The 15,233-nt window shown below is 43.5% G+C and carries 10 protein-coding genes; 8 read left to right on the top strand and 2 right to left on the bottom strand.

The features are described from left to right. Positions 1 to 290: 290 nt before the first annotated feature. The 8 genes from AFK68_RS31405 to AFK68_RS31370 all read left to right on the top strand — a co-directional run bounded on the left by AFK68_RS31405 (position 291) and on the right by AFK68_RS31370 (position 12,716). A complete protein-coding gene (locus AFK68_RS31405) occupies positions 291 to 2,366 on the top strand; it encodes an arylsulfatase (protein ID WP_210407722.1) in 2,076 nt (691 codons plus the stop codon). A gap of 504 nt (positions 2,367 to 2,870) precedes the next feature. Beyond that, positions 2,871 to 3,863, top strand: coding sequence for a formylglycine-generating enzyme family protein (locus AFK68_RS31400; protein ID WP_094678014.1), 993 nt, complete (start codon positions 2,871 to 2,873; stop codon positions 3,861 to 3,863). A 203-nt stretch (positions 3,864 to 4,066) separates the two neighbouring features. Next, complete coding sequence (gene ectB, locus AFK68_RS31395) at positions 4,067 to 5,329, top strand: diaminobutyrate--2-oxoglutarate transaminase (protein ID WP_094678012.1); 1,263 nt, start codon at positions 4,067 to 4,069, stop codon at positions 5,327 to 5,329. Further along, positions 5,326 to 6,483, top strand: a complete 1,158-nt coding sequence (locus tag AFK68_RS31390; protein ID WP_094678010.1) for an ectoine synthase — start codon at positions 5,326 to 5,328, stop codon at positions 6,481 to 6,483. Before ectB ends, AFK68_RS31390 begins: the two co-directional genes overlap by 4 nt. A 204-nt stretch (positions 6,484 to 6,687) precedes the next feature. Further along, positions 6,688 to 7,437 carry a class I SAM-dependent methyltransferase gene (locus AFK68_RS31385; RefSeq protein ID WP_094678008.1) on the top strand — a complete coding sequence of 250 codons (750 nt, stop codon included), beginning with the start codon at positions 6,688 to 6,690 and terminating at the stop codon, positions 7,435 to 7,437. A gap of 143 nt (positions 7,438 to 7,580) precedes the next feature. Further along, the gene (locus AFK68_RS31380) at positions 7,581 to 8,741 is read left to right on the top strand and encodes a Xaa-Pro peptidase family protein (RefSeq protein ID WP_094678006.1); all 1,161 of its coding nucleotides are present in this window, start codon (positions 7,581 to 7,583) and stop codon (positions 8,739 to 8,741) included. 127 nt (positions 8,742 to 8,868) lie between these two features. Beyond that, positions 8,869 to 10,311, top strand: coding sequence for an alpha-amylase family glycosyl hydrolase (locus AFK68_RS31375; RefSeq protein WP_210407720.1), 1,443 nt, complete (start codon positions 8,869 to 8,871; stop codon positions 10,309 to 10,311). Between the two features lie 242 nt (positions 10,312 to 10,553). Beyond that, entirely contained in the window at positions 10,554 to 12,716 is a 2,163-nt protein-coding gene (locus AFK68_RS31370; RefSeq protein ID WP_094678004.1) for a bifunctional metallophosphatase/5'-nucleotidase, read from the top strand. Between the two features lie 823 nt (positions 12,717 to 13,539). Here the strand turns inward: AFK68_RS31370 and AFK68_RS31365 are convergent. Then, the gene (locus tag AFK68_RS31365) at positions 13,540 to 13,698 is read right to left on the bottom strand and encodes a YqaE/Pmp3 family membrane protein (RefSeq protein WP_094678002.1); all 159 of its coding nucleotides are present in this window, start codon (positions 13,696 to 13,698) and stop codon (positions 13,540 to 13,542) included. A gap of 232 nt (positions 13,699 to 13,930) precedes the next feature. Next, on the bottom strand, positions 13,931 to 15,112 hold the full coding sequence (locus AFK68_RS31360; RefSeq protein ID WP_094678000.1) for a DUF4336 domain-containing protein: 1,182 nt from the start codon (positions 15,110 to 15,112) through the stop codon (positions 13,931 to 13,933). Positions 15,113 to 15,233 lie beyond the last annotated feature (121 nt).

Here is a 15,233-nt window from a genome sequence, read left to right as displayed (position 1 = left end):
TAGTTCGATTTGGATCGATATAGTTCAGTTAAGCCTAAAAATCAACAATAATGTAGGTTGGGTTGAGGGACGAAACCCAACAGAGTCCTAACAATGTTGGGTTGAGCGATAGTGAAACCCAACCTACAATTCTCTTGAACTTACGCAGAATTACGATATCTAGTAGGGGCGAATGGCATTCGCTATCTACATTCGCCCTCTACGGAGAGCGTATTTTCAATACTTTGCGTAAGTCCTGATTGAATGCAACAAAAAGAAAACACCACCCAAATTAAGGAGTTTTTTAGTTTGTGAAACGAGTTATAAAAATGGGAATCGCGATCGCGACCTCCCTTCTACTATTCCTTTCGGGGATGCTACCCTGGCTCCCGATCGCTCCTGCTTTTGCTCATCAAAACTTTAATTTTGAGCTGCCCAAGGAAAAAATGGGGCTTTCAAGTGACTTAATGATGAAGGCTTTAGACGCCTTTCAACAAAGGTGGCCCCAGGAGGCTAGCACACCTAGCATTTCAGGTGACACAATGGAGGGGGCTGTAAATGCCTCTGAAGAGACGTTACCCCAGGAGACCACCAGCCCACCTAACATTCTGGTCATCATGACTGACGATGTGGGTTGGTTTAACCTCAGTGCCTACAATGACGGCATGATGGGCTACCGTACCCCAAATATCGATAGCATTGCTGAAGGGGGAATTCGCTTTACCGATGCTTATGCAGAAAATAGCTGTACTGCTGGACGGGCAGCATTCATCACGGGTCAAAGCCCTGGACGTACTGGTTTGACCAAAGTAGGTCTCCCAGGGTCTGGTTTGGGACTCAGCACGGAAGATATTACCCTGGCTGAAATTTTGAAAGAACAGGGCTATGCTACAGGCCAATTTGGCAAAAACCACCTCGGCGATCGCGATGAATTTCTTCCCACCAATCATGGCTTTGAAGAGTTTTATGGCAATCTCTATCACCTGAACTCTGAGGAAGAGCCAGAAAACGCTGATTATCCAGGCGGACCAGACGGTGACTACGTTAAAAAGTATGGTCCCAAGGGTGTTCTCCATTCTTATGATACGAGGGTGGAAGGATCGCCTCAGACAGTGGCAGAAGCTAAGGAACTTCATGATTCTCTAGTTCCAGAGCATCCCTGTATTTATGATGAATCACTTCCACGTTATAAGAAACTTGTTTCTTATGTTGTAGATGAAGATGGTCCTAAAAGTAAAATTCTAACAAAAGGCCCCGTGGGTCACCAAGTGATTTGCAACACAGGAGCCCTGAGTAGTGCTCGGATGCCTACTGTGGATGAGGAGTTTCAAGGTGCAGCCGTAGCCTTTATGGAAAAGGCAGTCGATAACAACAAGCCCTTCTTCGTCTGGTTGAACCCCAGCCGGATGCACGTATATACCCATTTGAAGCCTGAGTCGGAAGGCGTCACCGGTCAAGGACTCTTTGCTGATGGTATGGTAGAAAACGATGCTATGGTGGGCGAGCTGCTCGACGAACTTGATGAGTTGGGTGTTGCAGACAACACGATCGTTATCTACACCGCAGATAATGGAGCACAATTCTATAAGTGGCCTGATGGTGGGACTATTCCATTCCATGGGGAAAAGAACACCAACTGGGAAGGTGGTTTCCGGGTTCCCTTTTTGGTGCGCTGGCCTGCCCGTTGGAAAGGTGGTGTCGTGTCCAATGATATCATTTCCATGACAGATTGGTTACCAACTCTAGCTTCGGCAACTGGAGCTGAAGAACTTCAAGATGTTAAGACTCAATTGCTCAACCCTTGTCTTGAAGAAGAGGCTCCAACAGACGGTACCTGCGATGGCGCTGAACTCCCCGTGGTTTATGAAGCCAACGATCGGGATTTCCATCCGCTGCACTTAGATGGGTATAACTTTTTACCTCGCCTAGATTACCTTGACAGGATCAACCCCTCTAAATTAGAAAAATTACGACGTAAAAACCCAGCAATTGCTGAGTTGCCAGTAGAAGCACCCCGTCACGAGATGTTCTATCTCACGGATGATGCTTATCCCTCAGCTTTGCGCTATGATGATTGGAAACTGATCTTTAGCGAGCAACGGGAAAAAGGTGCCAAGGTCTGGTCTGAGCCTTTTATTAAATTGAGGATTCCTATTGTCCTTAACCTGCGTCGCGATCCTTTTGAGCGTGCGCCAGGAGAATCATCGTACTATGACATTTGGAAGACCAATCATGCGTTCATCATTCCACCAAGCCAATATTACGTTGGCAAATTCCTGGACACGTTTCGGGACTATCCTCCCCGTCAGGTTCCGGCTTCCTTTACCATTGATGGGCAATTGCAAGAGCTGTTAGACGATCTTGAGAATATGAATCTTGAGGACTAAACTAAGTCTATTAGCTGATTACACTAAGGTGTACACATAAGTAGAATTTAGGAGGATCTTTTGAAGACTATTGTTGAAAATAGATCCTCCTATTTATCTTGACAACTGTTCAAGCTATTTTCGAGAAGTTTAAATTGATGATTAATTTTCCCAACATCGCTCATATATAATGTGGTTAAAAAGTCGTTATTGCGACGATAGGAAGCAATAACGAAAATCCTTGAGATTGCTTCCTTACACTCCGTTGCAGTCGCAATGACTTGGGTATAGTAATTATCCAGATTTGATGGCGTTGCATAAATGCGGGATGATTTTAACAGTTTTGTGGAATGGGCATCTTGCCCGTTCCTGATATTTTCGGACAGGCAGAAACAGGCAGAAACAGGCAGGATGCCTGTCCCACTTAAGATTCATCCCTTAATTCAGCAACGCCTTATCCGGATTTGATATCACCTGATGCTAAATTAAATTAATACGTTGTATTATCGAAGTCTCAATCATTTTATGAAAACTTTTTGTCATAAATCACTTATTATCTGTTTCCTAACAATATCCCTTATTTTCCCTTTCTCCAAACCAGCACAAGCATCTTCTACAGATAATAGTTGTCCAAAGGGAATGGTATTTATTCCTGGAGGAACTTTTACAATGGGATCGGATTCTCATTATCCATCAGAAATTTCTGCAAGTGACGTCACAGTAGATAATTTTTGCATCGATCGCCACGAAATCACCAACGCCGAATTCCGCAAATTTGTCAAAGCAACAGGCTATAAAACCATTGCCGAACGCCCCCTCTCAAAATCACAATTTCCCAATATAACCGACGACCAACGACAACCTGGTTCCCTCGTATTTCAACCCCCCTCCGAAGGCATACAACAAGTTGCTTATTTAAGCTGGTGGCATTGGACAGTGGGTGCTAATTGGCAACATCCCTACGGTCCGAAGAGCAACATCAGAGGCAAAGATAATTATCCTGTAGTTCACATCGCTTATGAGGATGCAGTTGCTTATGCTAATTGGGCTGGAAAATCTCTACCCACAGAAGCTCAATGGGAATATGCAGCGCGGGGTGGTCTTCAAGAGCAAGAATTTACTTGGGGAAATCAATATTCTGCCAAGAAAGCCAATACCTGGCAAGGGATGTTTCCGTTTTTCAATACTAAAGAAGATAACTATTTAGGCACAGCTCCGGTAGAATCTTTTCCCCCCAACGGTTATGGACTTTATGACATGACAGGAAATGTTTGGGAACTCACCTCAGACTGGTATCAAGTCGGACATTCTGGGAAAGACCATAGTTTAAACCCCCTCGGACCTGACAAAACCGCCAGTTTCGATCCGATCAAACCCCAGGAAGGAGCTTTGCACGTTATTAAAGGTGGTTCTTACCTGTGTGCTAAAAATTATTGTAGTCGTTATCGACCTGCGGCCAGAGAGTCTCAAGCTCCTGATACGGGAACAACTCACATTGGGTTTCGCTTAATTATATAATCTCCAGTTGAATAGTGATAATGAAGGCTAGTAGTATTGCTCTAGCCCATAAAATCTCTTTATTTAATGCACTATTTTGTTATTATGTCAATGTGTAAGTTCTAATTACCTAAAAATTATAAATAAATTTGGTAGTCCTGTAGATAATTTTTAAGCGATCGCTCTGTTTACCATGCACCAAATGAAAATGATATGTAGTTAATATGAGTATTTTTGAAAAACTCGAATCCAATGTACGCACTTACAGCAGATCGTTCCCCGCAGTCTTTGAAAAGGCGAAGAATGCTTTGCTTTACAGTGAAGAAGGCAAAAGATACATTGATTTTTTTGCAGGCGCTGGGAGCCTAAACTACGGACATAATCCACCGGAAGTAAGTGCAGCCTTAATTGCTTACTTGCAAGAAGATGGCATCCTTCTGAGCTTAGACAAAGAGACCCGCTCTAAAAAAGAGTTTCTCGAACAATTTTCAGATTTAATTCTGACTCCTCGGAATCTTGAATACAGAGTGCAGTTCACTGGTCCCACAGGAGCGAACGCAATCGAAGCTGCTCTAAAACTCAGTCGAACCGTAAAAAAACGGCGCGGCATTATCGCATTTACCAACGCATTCCACGGCCTTACTCAGGGCGCACTGAGTGTTACAGGCAACTCATACTATCGGAATAATTTCTCTTTACAGGATGCCTGCGTGAGCTTCATGCCCTATGACAACTATTTTGGTCCTGAGCATAATACAGCCTCTTTCTTAAGAAGAATGCTTGAAGACCCAAGCAGTGGCATTGATATACCTGCAGCTATCATCCTGGAAGCAATACAGGCAGAGGGTGGAGTTAATGTTGCTAGCAGGAATTGGCTGAAAGAAATTCAACAGATATGCATAGACTTTGACATTCTGCTGATCGTAGATGATATCCAAGTGGGTAACGGCAGAAGCGGCTCATTTTTCAGTTTTGAAGATGCTGGAATCAGCCCCGATATTGTAGTGATGGCAAAATCAATCGGTGGTGGACTTCCCATGTCTTTGGTACTCATCAAGCCGGAACATGACCAGTGGAAACCGGGAGAGCATACAGGAACGTTTCGAGGTAACAACCTGGCTTTTGTTGCATCGATATCCTTGTTGAATTATTGGAAAGATGACGGTTTAAAAGATGCGGTAATCAGAAAAAGCCTGGTTGTACAAGATAGGCTGCAAAATATAGCCAACCAATACAAAGAGGTGAACATGGAAGTTCGAGGGAAGGGATTAATCCAGGGCTTGAAAATTCCTGAAGAGGGTTTTAGCTGCAAAGTATCCAGAAACGCCTTTAAACAGGGATTGATTATTGAGACTGCCGGACCGTACAATGAGGTTCTCAAGTTGCTGCCGCCTTTAACTATTGAAGATGAGTTGCTCCTTGAAGGTCTCGATATTATTGAAAAATCAGTTAAGCAATCGTTTGAATCACAAGAGGAGCAAGCATGATATTACGTCGTTTGCAAGAGATTATCGGCACCGAACATGAGGTATTTGCTGAGAATAAAAACTGGGTGAGTCGGCAGTTACTCTTGAAAGAGGATCAAATGGGATTCTCTTTTCATGACACCATTATATTTGCCAATACAGAAACACATATCTGCTATAAAAATCATGTGGAGGCGTTGTATTGTGTGGAAGGTGAAGGTGAAATAGAAGTTATTGAGAGTGGAAATATTTATCAACTCACCCCCGGTACTCTGTATGCGCTGAATCTACATGACGAGTATTACCTCAGGGCTAGCAAGGATATGCGGATTATATCCGTGTTTAACCCTCCCCTTAGTAGTCCAGAAGTGTATCTCCCGGATAACTCCTACCAGGCAGTTCCGGATGCCCGGCAATTCATAGTAAACCGCAAAAAAGATCGCATGACCTTTGCTTACCTAAATCTTAAGGGACACCCCAGAGGAAATTATATGCTGGAGCGCCTGCTCCAGGCTGGATTGGAACCTGCCCTCGTGATTGAGGAGTGTTCCGATTCTGCTACAGCAGGTAGGCAGGAACTTGAGAAGCAATTGCAAAAGATTGCAGCGGAAACCCCATTGCCTCGATCTCTGCCAGAGATTCTCGCTGGACGCAATGTTCGCTGTGTCGAGACTGCCAATCATAACGACGCAGAATCTGAAGAACTACTGACAGCATTGTGTCCAGATTTGATTGTGCTGGGGGATACCCGGATTATCCGCAACAAGAATATCCTACGCATTCCCGAGCTGGGTATTGTCAATGTGCATCCTGGATATTTGCCGACTGTTAGGGGGAATAATCCCTATCTTTGGTCGATCGTTCACGATCTCCCCCAAGGCGTTACCGTACATTTCATCGACGAAGGGGTGGATAGTGGGCCGATAATTGCAAGACAGAGGTTATATCTACAGCCAAAAGCCACTTACCCACAACTACTGGCTGCTATCAACCGACTGTGCGGAGAACTGTTGGTGGAAGCGCTCTGTTTTCTTAAAGCTGGTGGGGTGCAAAGTTTAGCGCAAGGGAACTTTGAGAATCCCGGTAAGAAAGTGTTTCGTTTATGTCCGCCTGAAATTAAGTCCGCTGCGATTCAAAAGTTGGAGAGCGGCGAGTACCATTTTGAAGGAGTTTAAGGAATAGTAATTTAGCCCAAGTATTAGCAATTTTACAACAGATATTAAACTCTTTATACCAAATTCCAAAAGTAAGGCTACTCACCTTAACTCTTGACTACTGACTACTGGCTACTGACTACTCCTGTACTGAGTAGCCCAAGTTTATGAAATTGGTATTAGAATATCAAAAGGTTGTCAAAAATTTGAGCAAAAATATTAATTATGATATATAACACTTCCGAAAATCATTACAAAAATATCGCCAAGATTTTCGATAATCTCTGGTCGTACTCTCCTGAATATATTAAATTCACAACTCAAAAAATTATCGAACATCTACACCTAACTCCCACAGATACTTTGGCAGATATTGGTTGTGGAACAGGAATTTATAGCCAAGAAATTCTCGCTCAAATTCAATTACAGCACCCGATTACTTGCGTCGATCCTTCTGCTGAAATGCTAGCAAAAATTCCGGCAAATAGTCGATTAAATCCCATAGAAATGGATGGAGTAAAATTCTCTAAAAACCCAGGAATTTATAACAAAATTTTCTTAAAAGAAGCTATACATCATATAGAGGAAAAATTTATACTATTCCAGAATTTATATCAAAGATTAACTCCTGGGGGAATTTTTCTATTATTGTTGTGGCCACCTGATATTGATCATCCTTTATTTACGAAAGCACTAGAGTTGTTTGAAAAAAACCAACCTCCCTATCAAGAAATGATTAATTTACTTCAGCAAGTAGGTTTTGTTGTTGATATGGATATGATTGAGTACCCTTTAGAAGTGCCAAAAAATCAGTATTTTGAAATGGTAGAAAATCGTTATATGTCTATGCTTTCTACATTTAATGATACTGAATTGGCAGCAGGTTTAAAGGAAATCGAAGAAAAATATCAGGATAAGTCAGTGTTGAAATTTAACGATCTCATGGTTTTTATAACAGCAACTAAACCTGAGTAGATATTAAGTCAGTAGGGGTGAATGGCCATTCGCCCCTACGTTCTTGCCATGACTAAATTTGAGTAGATATGATATGGTAATCAGCATTACAATGAATAACTATTCTAAAAATTATTACAAAAATATAAAGGAGGACATAACCCTTGACTACTCATGAACCATTTCCACAAGAAGAGCTTGCCAACCGGCTCAAGGCAGTTCGCACCAATATGCTAGAACGCCAACTGGATGGTTTGATCGTAACCATCCCGGAAAATATCTATTATTTAACTGGCCTCGATCACTGGGGCTTCTTCGCTTGCCATGTATTGATTGTGCCTCTAAACGGAGATCTCACAATCGCAGCTCGAGCGATCGAAGAAGCCACTGTTTCGAAACAGGTGCCAAATACTCGATTCGCAGGTCATTCTGATACAGAAGATTCGGGAGAGTTTTTTGCCTCGATAATAAAAAAGGAAGGTCTTGGAAGCGCACGATTAGGTCTCGAAAAAAAGAGCTTGTTCCTGACTGCACATATTGCAGAAAAACTAGTAGAAGGACTCCCGGGTGTTGAATGGTCGGACATCTCATCGCTGATACACGAATTGCGCATGGTTCAGTCGCCTTTGGAACAGAATTACACTCGCCGTGCAGCGATAGCGGCGGATTCTGGCACTTTGGCCGCAACTGAGGCGTTGCATTCCGGTGCCAGTGACTATGAAGTGGCTGCGGAATGTCATCGAGCCATGATACTAGCAGGTAGTGAGTATCCCGGATTTGGGCCGTTTATTCGCTCTACTCGACGCAGGCCGGGTGACGAGCACACTACCTGGCGTGGGGATGTTTTTGAAAACGGCGATTCGGTATTACTCGAGATCGGCGCAGCCTATCGAAAGTATCAGGCCCCCATGGGCCGCCTGGTTTATGTGGGATCAGCACCTGTTATAGCTGAGGAAGCCGCAGAGTTGGCCATTCGAGGAATGCAATCCATCGTCAATGCCATTCAACCAGGGGTCACGGTTGGACACGTTTATGATGCCTGGCATGGCATTGCTGAAGAGGCTGGACTCGGAGATTACCATCGCCATCACTGCGGGTATCTGGTCGGTATTGGATTTCCTCCAAGCTGGACAGGTGGCAGTGCCGTCACAGGAATTCGTAGGTCTGGTGATTTAGTTTTGCGTGCTGGAATGGCTCTTCACCTCCATTCCTGGTTCACGGAAACAGGACGAGGAGATTATTTCATTTCAAATACAGCGCTTCTGACAGATACAGGTTGCGAAATATTGACAAACCGTTCTCCGGAAACCCTACAAATTCGATAATTTGGCGTGGTTCAAAAAAGGGGGTTTTAGGGTAACACTCTCAGCACAAAATAAGCCATCGATCACCCATGACTGAGAGGATCAATGGGGGTCAGATCAGGTGCGTTTCCTGGCATCTCACAATTGAATGAGTGTAAGTCCAGCAATTAAAGTAGAAACAAAAATCGTATCTATGAAGACCAAAAATCGTTTGACTTTCAGTTTTCTCATAACGTGGGTTTGTACCTGCTTCCTGGCAGTAATTATTGGACTAACCTCCAATGCTGCTCCTGCTAAAGCAGATGTTATCTACCATGCTTTCGATGAATGTTTTGCCAACGTCACAGCAAAACTGCCTGAAGTTGAAGCAGCAGGATATAACTATATTCAAATTTCGCCTCCCAATCAAACACCAGGACGGGAAGATGATGCCTGCACTTCAGACAAATATTGGTACTTTCAGTATCAGCCATTTGATTATGTTCTAGAAGGAAATCTAGGTTCGGAGCAAGATTTAAAGGATTTGATTGACGCTGCTCACGAACGGGGAATTAAAGTTATTGCTGATGTGGTCTTTAATCACATGGCTAATTATCGTTTTTATAAAGATGTTGCGCCTTTCCCTGAAGCATATCCACTTTATCCAAAAAAAGAATACTTCCGCGAGGCAAAATGTATCGCCGACTATAATAATCCCTACGAAGTTGAAAATAATTGGTTATGCAGTCCCAATGATCAGGAAGGATTGCCAGATTTAAGGACGGACTTACCTTATGTCCAACAGAAACAGCACGAGTATATGCAAAAACTGATGGATATGGGAATTGACGGCTTCCGCTTTGATGCTGTCAAACACATTTCTGTTGAAGATTTAGAGAAGATCGTGGAAGTTATCCCTGAAGATAAGTTTTATTATGGTGAAGCTATTGGGCGCAACTATGACGAAAGCATGAAATATATTCCAGTATTTCCCAAAGTAACAGATTTTCAACTGGTTAATACCTTGAAAGATGCTTTTAGTTACGGAGGAGACTTACGTTCTTTAGTTAATCCAGCAGATAGTCAGCGTGCATTACCAGGTGATGATGCTGTCACATTTGCTCGTAACCATGATACTTGGGCACCAGGACAGTTCGATAATTGGAAATTTGACAAGAATGATTTAGTGTTAGCAACAGCTTACGTTTTAGCAAGAAAAGAAGGAACCCCCTTGATTTTAACGTTTGACGCTTTCGAGCCTACAGTTGTTGCTGGAACGAAATTCCACGAAGAAATGATAGCAGAACCCCAATATTATCGCAATGGTAACGAAATTGCTGACAGTGCAGATAGTCCGAATTTACTATTTGTTGAGCGTGGAGACAAAGGTTTAGCCATTATTAATAAAGCTGGCGAAACATTTGATGTTACAGCAGCCAAAATGCCAGGTTTAGGAGTAGGTTGTTACAACGAGCTACAATACGACTTTGAAATGTGTGTAGACTACGGTGATGACGGTCAAAAGTACATTAACAAATGGGGTTCTCCTAATCGCGGTGGGATTGAAATCGGTCCCCGTACCGCATTATTTTTTGTCAAAAATGAGGCTTAAGGAACTTCTGGTGCGTTAAGCTTTAAATAGTTATAATTAAACTTCGTAGAATTGCTCTAGCAATTTCTATAGTTCGGGCTAGAGCAATACTACAAACAAAAACTTTAGATGAGTCCAGAAAGTGAGCGATCGCCTCCGGCACCAGCGGAGCTGATCGCTTCCTAACCAGAGGCCATCGCCAAAAAACTAAACCTCTGGACGATATTTCCAGAGTTCATGTTCTTATTTAGAGGTTTTTCTCAATGATTTTGAATCGTATTTGGAAGCATCTGTGGAAGAAGGTAGTGGTTGTTACGATCGCCACCGCTTTCTTTTTGAGTGTCGCTGTCCCTCCGGCGACAGCATGGAGCCTATCCGACCTATTCAAAGGGTTTGGCTGGTTTGGCAAATCCGAACCCGCTGCTACCAGCACCGCTACAGACTCGAATGCTACAACCTTTACCCTTCAACTTCTCCATGCCTCTGACTTTGAAGCTGGCCTGGAAGCATTGGAGGACGCGCCTCGCTTTTCCGCTGTCCTTAATACCCTCAAAGACGACTACCCCAACACCCTTTTCCTTTCCTCTGGCGATAACTACATTCCCAGTCCGTTCCTGTTTGCGGGTGGCGATCCGAGCCTGAATAACACCCCCGTGGGCAAAGCTGGCATCGGCCACGCCAATATCGAAATCCACAACCAACTGGGCGTCCAAGCCTCCACTTTTGGCAACCACGATTTCGATCTGGGCACGAAAGAAGTTAGCAATATCATTCAACCTTCCGGCGAATACCGTGGGGCATTGTTTCCTTATCTGAGCGCGAACTTAAATTTCGGTACAGATGCAGACTTGGCGGACAAGGTGACGGAAAACGGACAAGAGATTAGCACGCTTTCAGCCGGACAATTAGCAGGGACAGCGATCGCTACCCTTGGCGACGAAAAGATTGGCATCGTTGGTGCAACCACACCGTTGTTACCAGCGATAGCAGCCTCTGGCGACGTGACCGTGTTCCCTGAAAATAACACGGACTACGACGCTCTAGCCAATGACATTCAGACTGCTGTAGACGAGCTGACGGCAACGGGCATCAACAAAGTAATTCTTTTAGCCCACATGCAACAGTTGAATATTGAGCGCGACGAACTAGCTCCTCGTCTGCGAAATGTGGATATCATCGTTGCGGGCGGTTCCCATACGTTGCTCTCTGATGAAACAGACCGCCTCCGCGCTGGAGATACCAGTGCTGGTCCCTATCCCATTCTCAAAACTGATGCAGACGGCAACCATATCGCTGTTGTTAACACCAAAGCTAATTACACATACGTCGGTCGTCTGGTGATAGATTTCGATGCCGATGGTATCATTGTCCCCGAAAGCATCGATCCAAGTGTCAGCGGAGCTTACGCTACTGACGAAGAAGGGGTTGCAGCTATTGGTGGTACTCCAGACCCGGAAATTGTTGCTATTACTGATGCTCTCAATGGGGTTATCGCAAGTCAGGATGGTAACGTTTTTGGGAATACAACAGTTTTCCTCCGGGGCGATCGCTCATTTGTCCGCACCGAAGAAACCAACCTGGGCAATCTGACCTCCGATGCAGACCTGGCTTATGCCAAAACGATAGACCCCACAACACGGATTGCTTTGAAAAATGGGGGCAGCATCCGTTCTAACATCGGCATCATTAACGCTGCTAGTGGTAGCACCAACCCCAATGACTTTGAACTGTTGCCCCCAGAAGCAAATCCGGAGGCAGGTAAAACAGAAGGACAAGTTTCAGAACTGGACATCAACAACTCTCTCCGCTTCAACAACGGACTCACCCTGATTACCCTAACAGCAGAACAACTCTTACAGACTATTGAACATGGGGTTTCAGGGACGGCTCCCGGTGCAACGCCCGGTCAATTCCCCCAAGTAGGCGGTCTGAAGTTTAGCTTCGATTACGAACGTCCTGCTGGCGATCGGGTAATCTCTTTAGTCGTTTTGGGCGATGGCGAATCTGATGTGGTTGCTCAAGATGGCGAACTTGTTGGAGATCCCAGTCGCACTTTCCGGGCAATTACCGTTAACTATCTCGCTGATGGTGGCGACAGCTATCCTTACCCCAGTTTTTTGAGTGCCGATCCGGTTTTGTTTAATCGTGTCGATCTCTTGGGCGAACCGGATAGTGACAGCGATGGTGATTTTGAACCCGAAGAAGACCTCAACAAAAATGGGGTGAGGGATGAGGCCATTGCAGAACCTTTCGATGGGGTTGCCGACTTTGCTCCTTTCGGTACTGAGCAGGATTCACTGGCAGAATACTTCCATCAAGTTTTCCCTACGGCAGACCGCGCTTTTACCCAGGCTGACGGAAATCCTAGCTCTGATGAGCGTATTCAGAACCTGGCGTTCCGGGAAGATACGGTGATTTCTCAATAGAGGAATTTTTGCGGGATCTTATACTAAATCCGGTTTATAGAGTACCCTTTTGTGGAGATGGGGAGATGGGGAGATGGGGGGATGTTAGAGAGGATTTTGAAAAAGGTACTTTTAATAACCGGATTTGGTATTACAGTGCTTTTCCTGCAAGATAGACCAAAAAGTAGGGAAGTTGCATACAAATTCCCTACAGGGTTTTGGTAATGACGATGTGGTTTATTGATATGAAAACTGCTTTCATTAATTGATAATTGATAATTACCTCTGGTTAAAACCGCTACGGAATTGAAGATAAGGAAATATTATTTCTTCTCAAGGGGAGATTGGATATGGCGAGGTCTCCCGAAGAGTGCAGAGCCGCGTTTCATGTCGCGCAGCGTTTCATGTCGGCTCAAGCGCCGAAAACGCAATTCAAGTCGCTCCGCGTTAACGAAGTTTTGCGTAAGCTAAACGCCATCCCATCCTAAGGTCATGCTGCCTCTGAAAGAGGAACTGCCTCTGAAAGAGGAGCTTCGCTAACGCTAACGCTAACGACCGCTTTTTTCCCCTATCCAAGGAGAGGCTTTAAACCATAATTATTTAATTATTAATTATTAATTATTAATTATTAATAATTCGGTAATAAACTGGGTTTATGGAAAATAAATGTCAGTGTAGTAAGAAATTTCATATAAACCCGGTTTCTATCGTTTATTTAAACGATACTACTAGATTTAATATGTATCTCGTCTAAAGCCCAACTACTAACCTAATTATAAGTATTCAAACGAACATGATATAAAGCAGAAATACCTGAATATTACACCTTATACATAATAACTATTTATCTTTTAGCAATAACCCAAACAGCATGAACAATTCCTGGGATATAACCTAGTAAAGTCAAAAGAATATTCAACCAAAATTGACCGCCAAAACCTACTTGTAGAAATACGCCAAGCGGTGGTAAAAAAATCGCACAAATTAAACGAACAATATCCATGTTAATCTCCTTAAGAAAATGTTTCTATAGTATACTATTATATAGCACAGAACCATCCTGGTAAGGTAAAAAATTTCTTAGTTTTACGGAGTAGGCAGTAGGGAGTAAAGAGTAGTAATATCAAATCAGCTTAATTCGGTATAAAAAATGTTCCATCTTTGACATAGCTCCAAATCTTTCTCAATCTCCCCATTTCCCCACACTCCCAGTTTGATTCCATGCTACAACTTTTTTAACGCAAAATCCCTCTTTTCTTCAATCCTTCATCTAATTGTCTCAAAAACTGTAAATCTCTCTCTGGTAAATACCCGCCACTATCCTTTTCTAAAAAACTAAATGCTTGCCTAAACTCATACCCACTTACCTGAATAGGTGCATCAAAATGACAGGGAATAATCTGGCGAAAATTCCAACTTGCCACCTTTTCAACCCACTCCATCACCTGTTTTGGATCGCGATTTAAAATCAGAGTTTGCAATATAGGCGCTACCAACAACCGCCCATCCTGTCGTAATTCTGTAAAAGAACGCTGCCAGTCAGATTTCCACCGCCACGGTAAGATACCAAAATATGCACGCTTCGAGCGATCGCCTGCTTTCCCCACATTCTTCAAAACTTTCCCTGTAGGAACTACATCTAAAGCATCCACCTGAAAATACAATGCAAACAAACATATTTTTTGCCACCCAATACGTCTATTTGTGGGAGTATCTTCTACCACATCAAACACATCATCTTTAGCATGAAATAATAAAGGATAGGGATCTAAATTCAAAATCTCCGGGGGTTCAGCAGGTACAGATAAAACAGTATCAACCGCCAGTAAAGTTTGGGATGGACTATGCCAAAATGCTACTTCTGCAAAAGGTCTGAAACCAATATCAAGGGGTCCGAGAGTCGCGTAGTCAAATTCTGCTGCAAAAGGTGCATCTGCACTATTAGTCGGGAGTAGGTAGGTACGGTTTCTTGGTAAACCCAACCAACTCAGGGGTAAATTTAGAGGAAAACTCCATTGGTTGGGTGTGACAAAAACTTCCGCCGTGGGAAATTTTCTCGCAAAGGGTCCTACATATACTTTATGTTCTAAGCCAGAAATAGTTGGTAAAATAATGCAGCGAACTTCTCCATATTTTTCTACCAATTCATTGACAAGTCTGACACATTCTCGTGTTGGTGCTATTGGGGCATAGACAAACAAACCACCTCCAATCATTCTGACTATTGTCATCCTAATTGGCACAGTGACATAGAAGATACCCTGGAGTTGGTCAAAAGTCCAGATTGTATCTTTAACTATTTCTTTTCTTAATGTCCGTCGTTGACCATAAGGGTATAAGGGTAAAATTGGCCATAGTGGCCATGACCAATCCCTGGAGTTAGAATTCTGCTGTTGTATTTGTTTGTCTGAACGCACCTTTAATGCAGTTATTTACTACATTTATTGACATACCCCCGACGTTGCCCTTACGGGACAACGCGGGATTCTTCAGTCTGGGAAACCCTGACCGCTGTTTAGACAGAGGTGATGTCCTCCC

The sequence above is a fragment of the Hydrocoleum sp. CS-953 genome, assembly GCF_002260545.1.
In the GTDB taxonomy this organism is placed as follows: Bacteria; Cyanobacteriota; Cyanobacteriia; order Cyanobacteriales; family Microcoleaceae; genus Trichodesmium.
The sequence above is the reverse complement of the archived record's forward strand: the minus strand, read 5'-3'. Positions and strand labels throughout refer to the sequence as shown.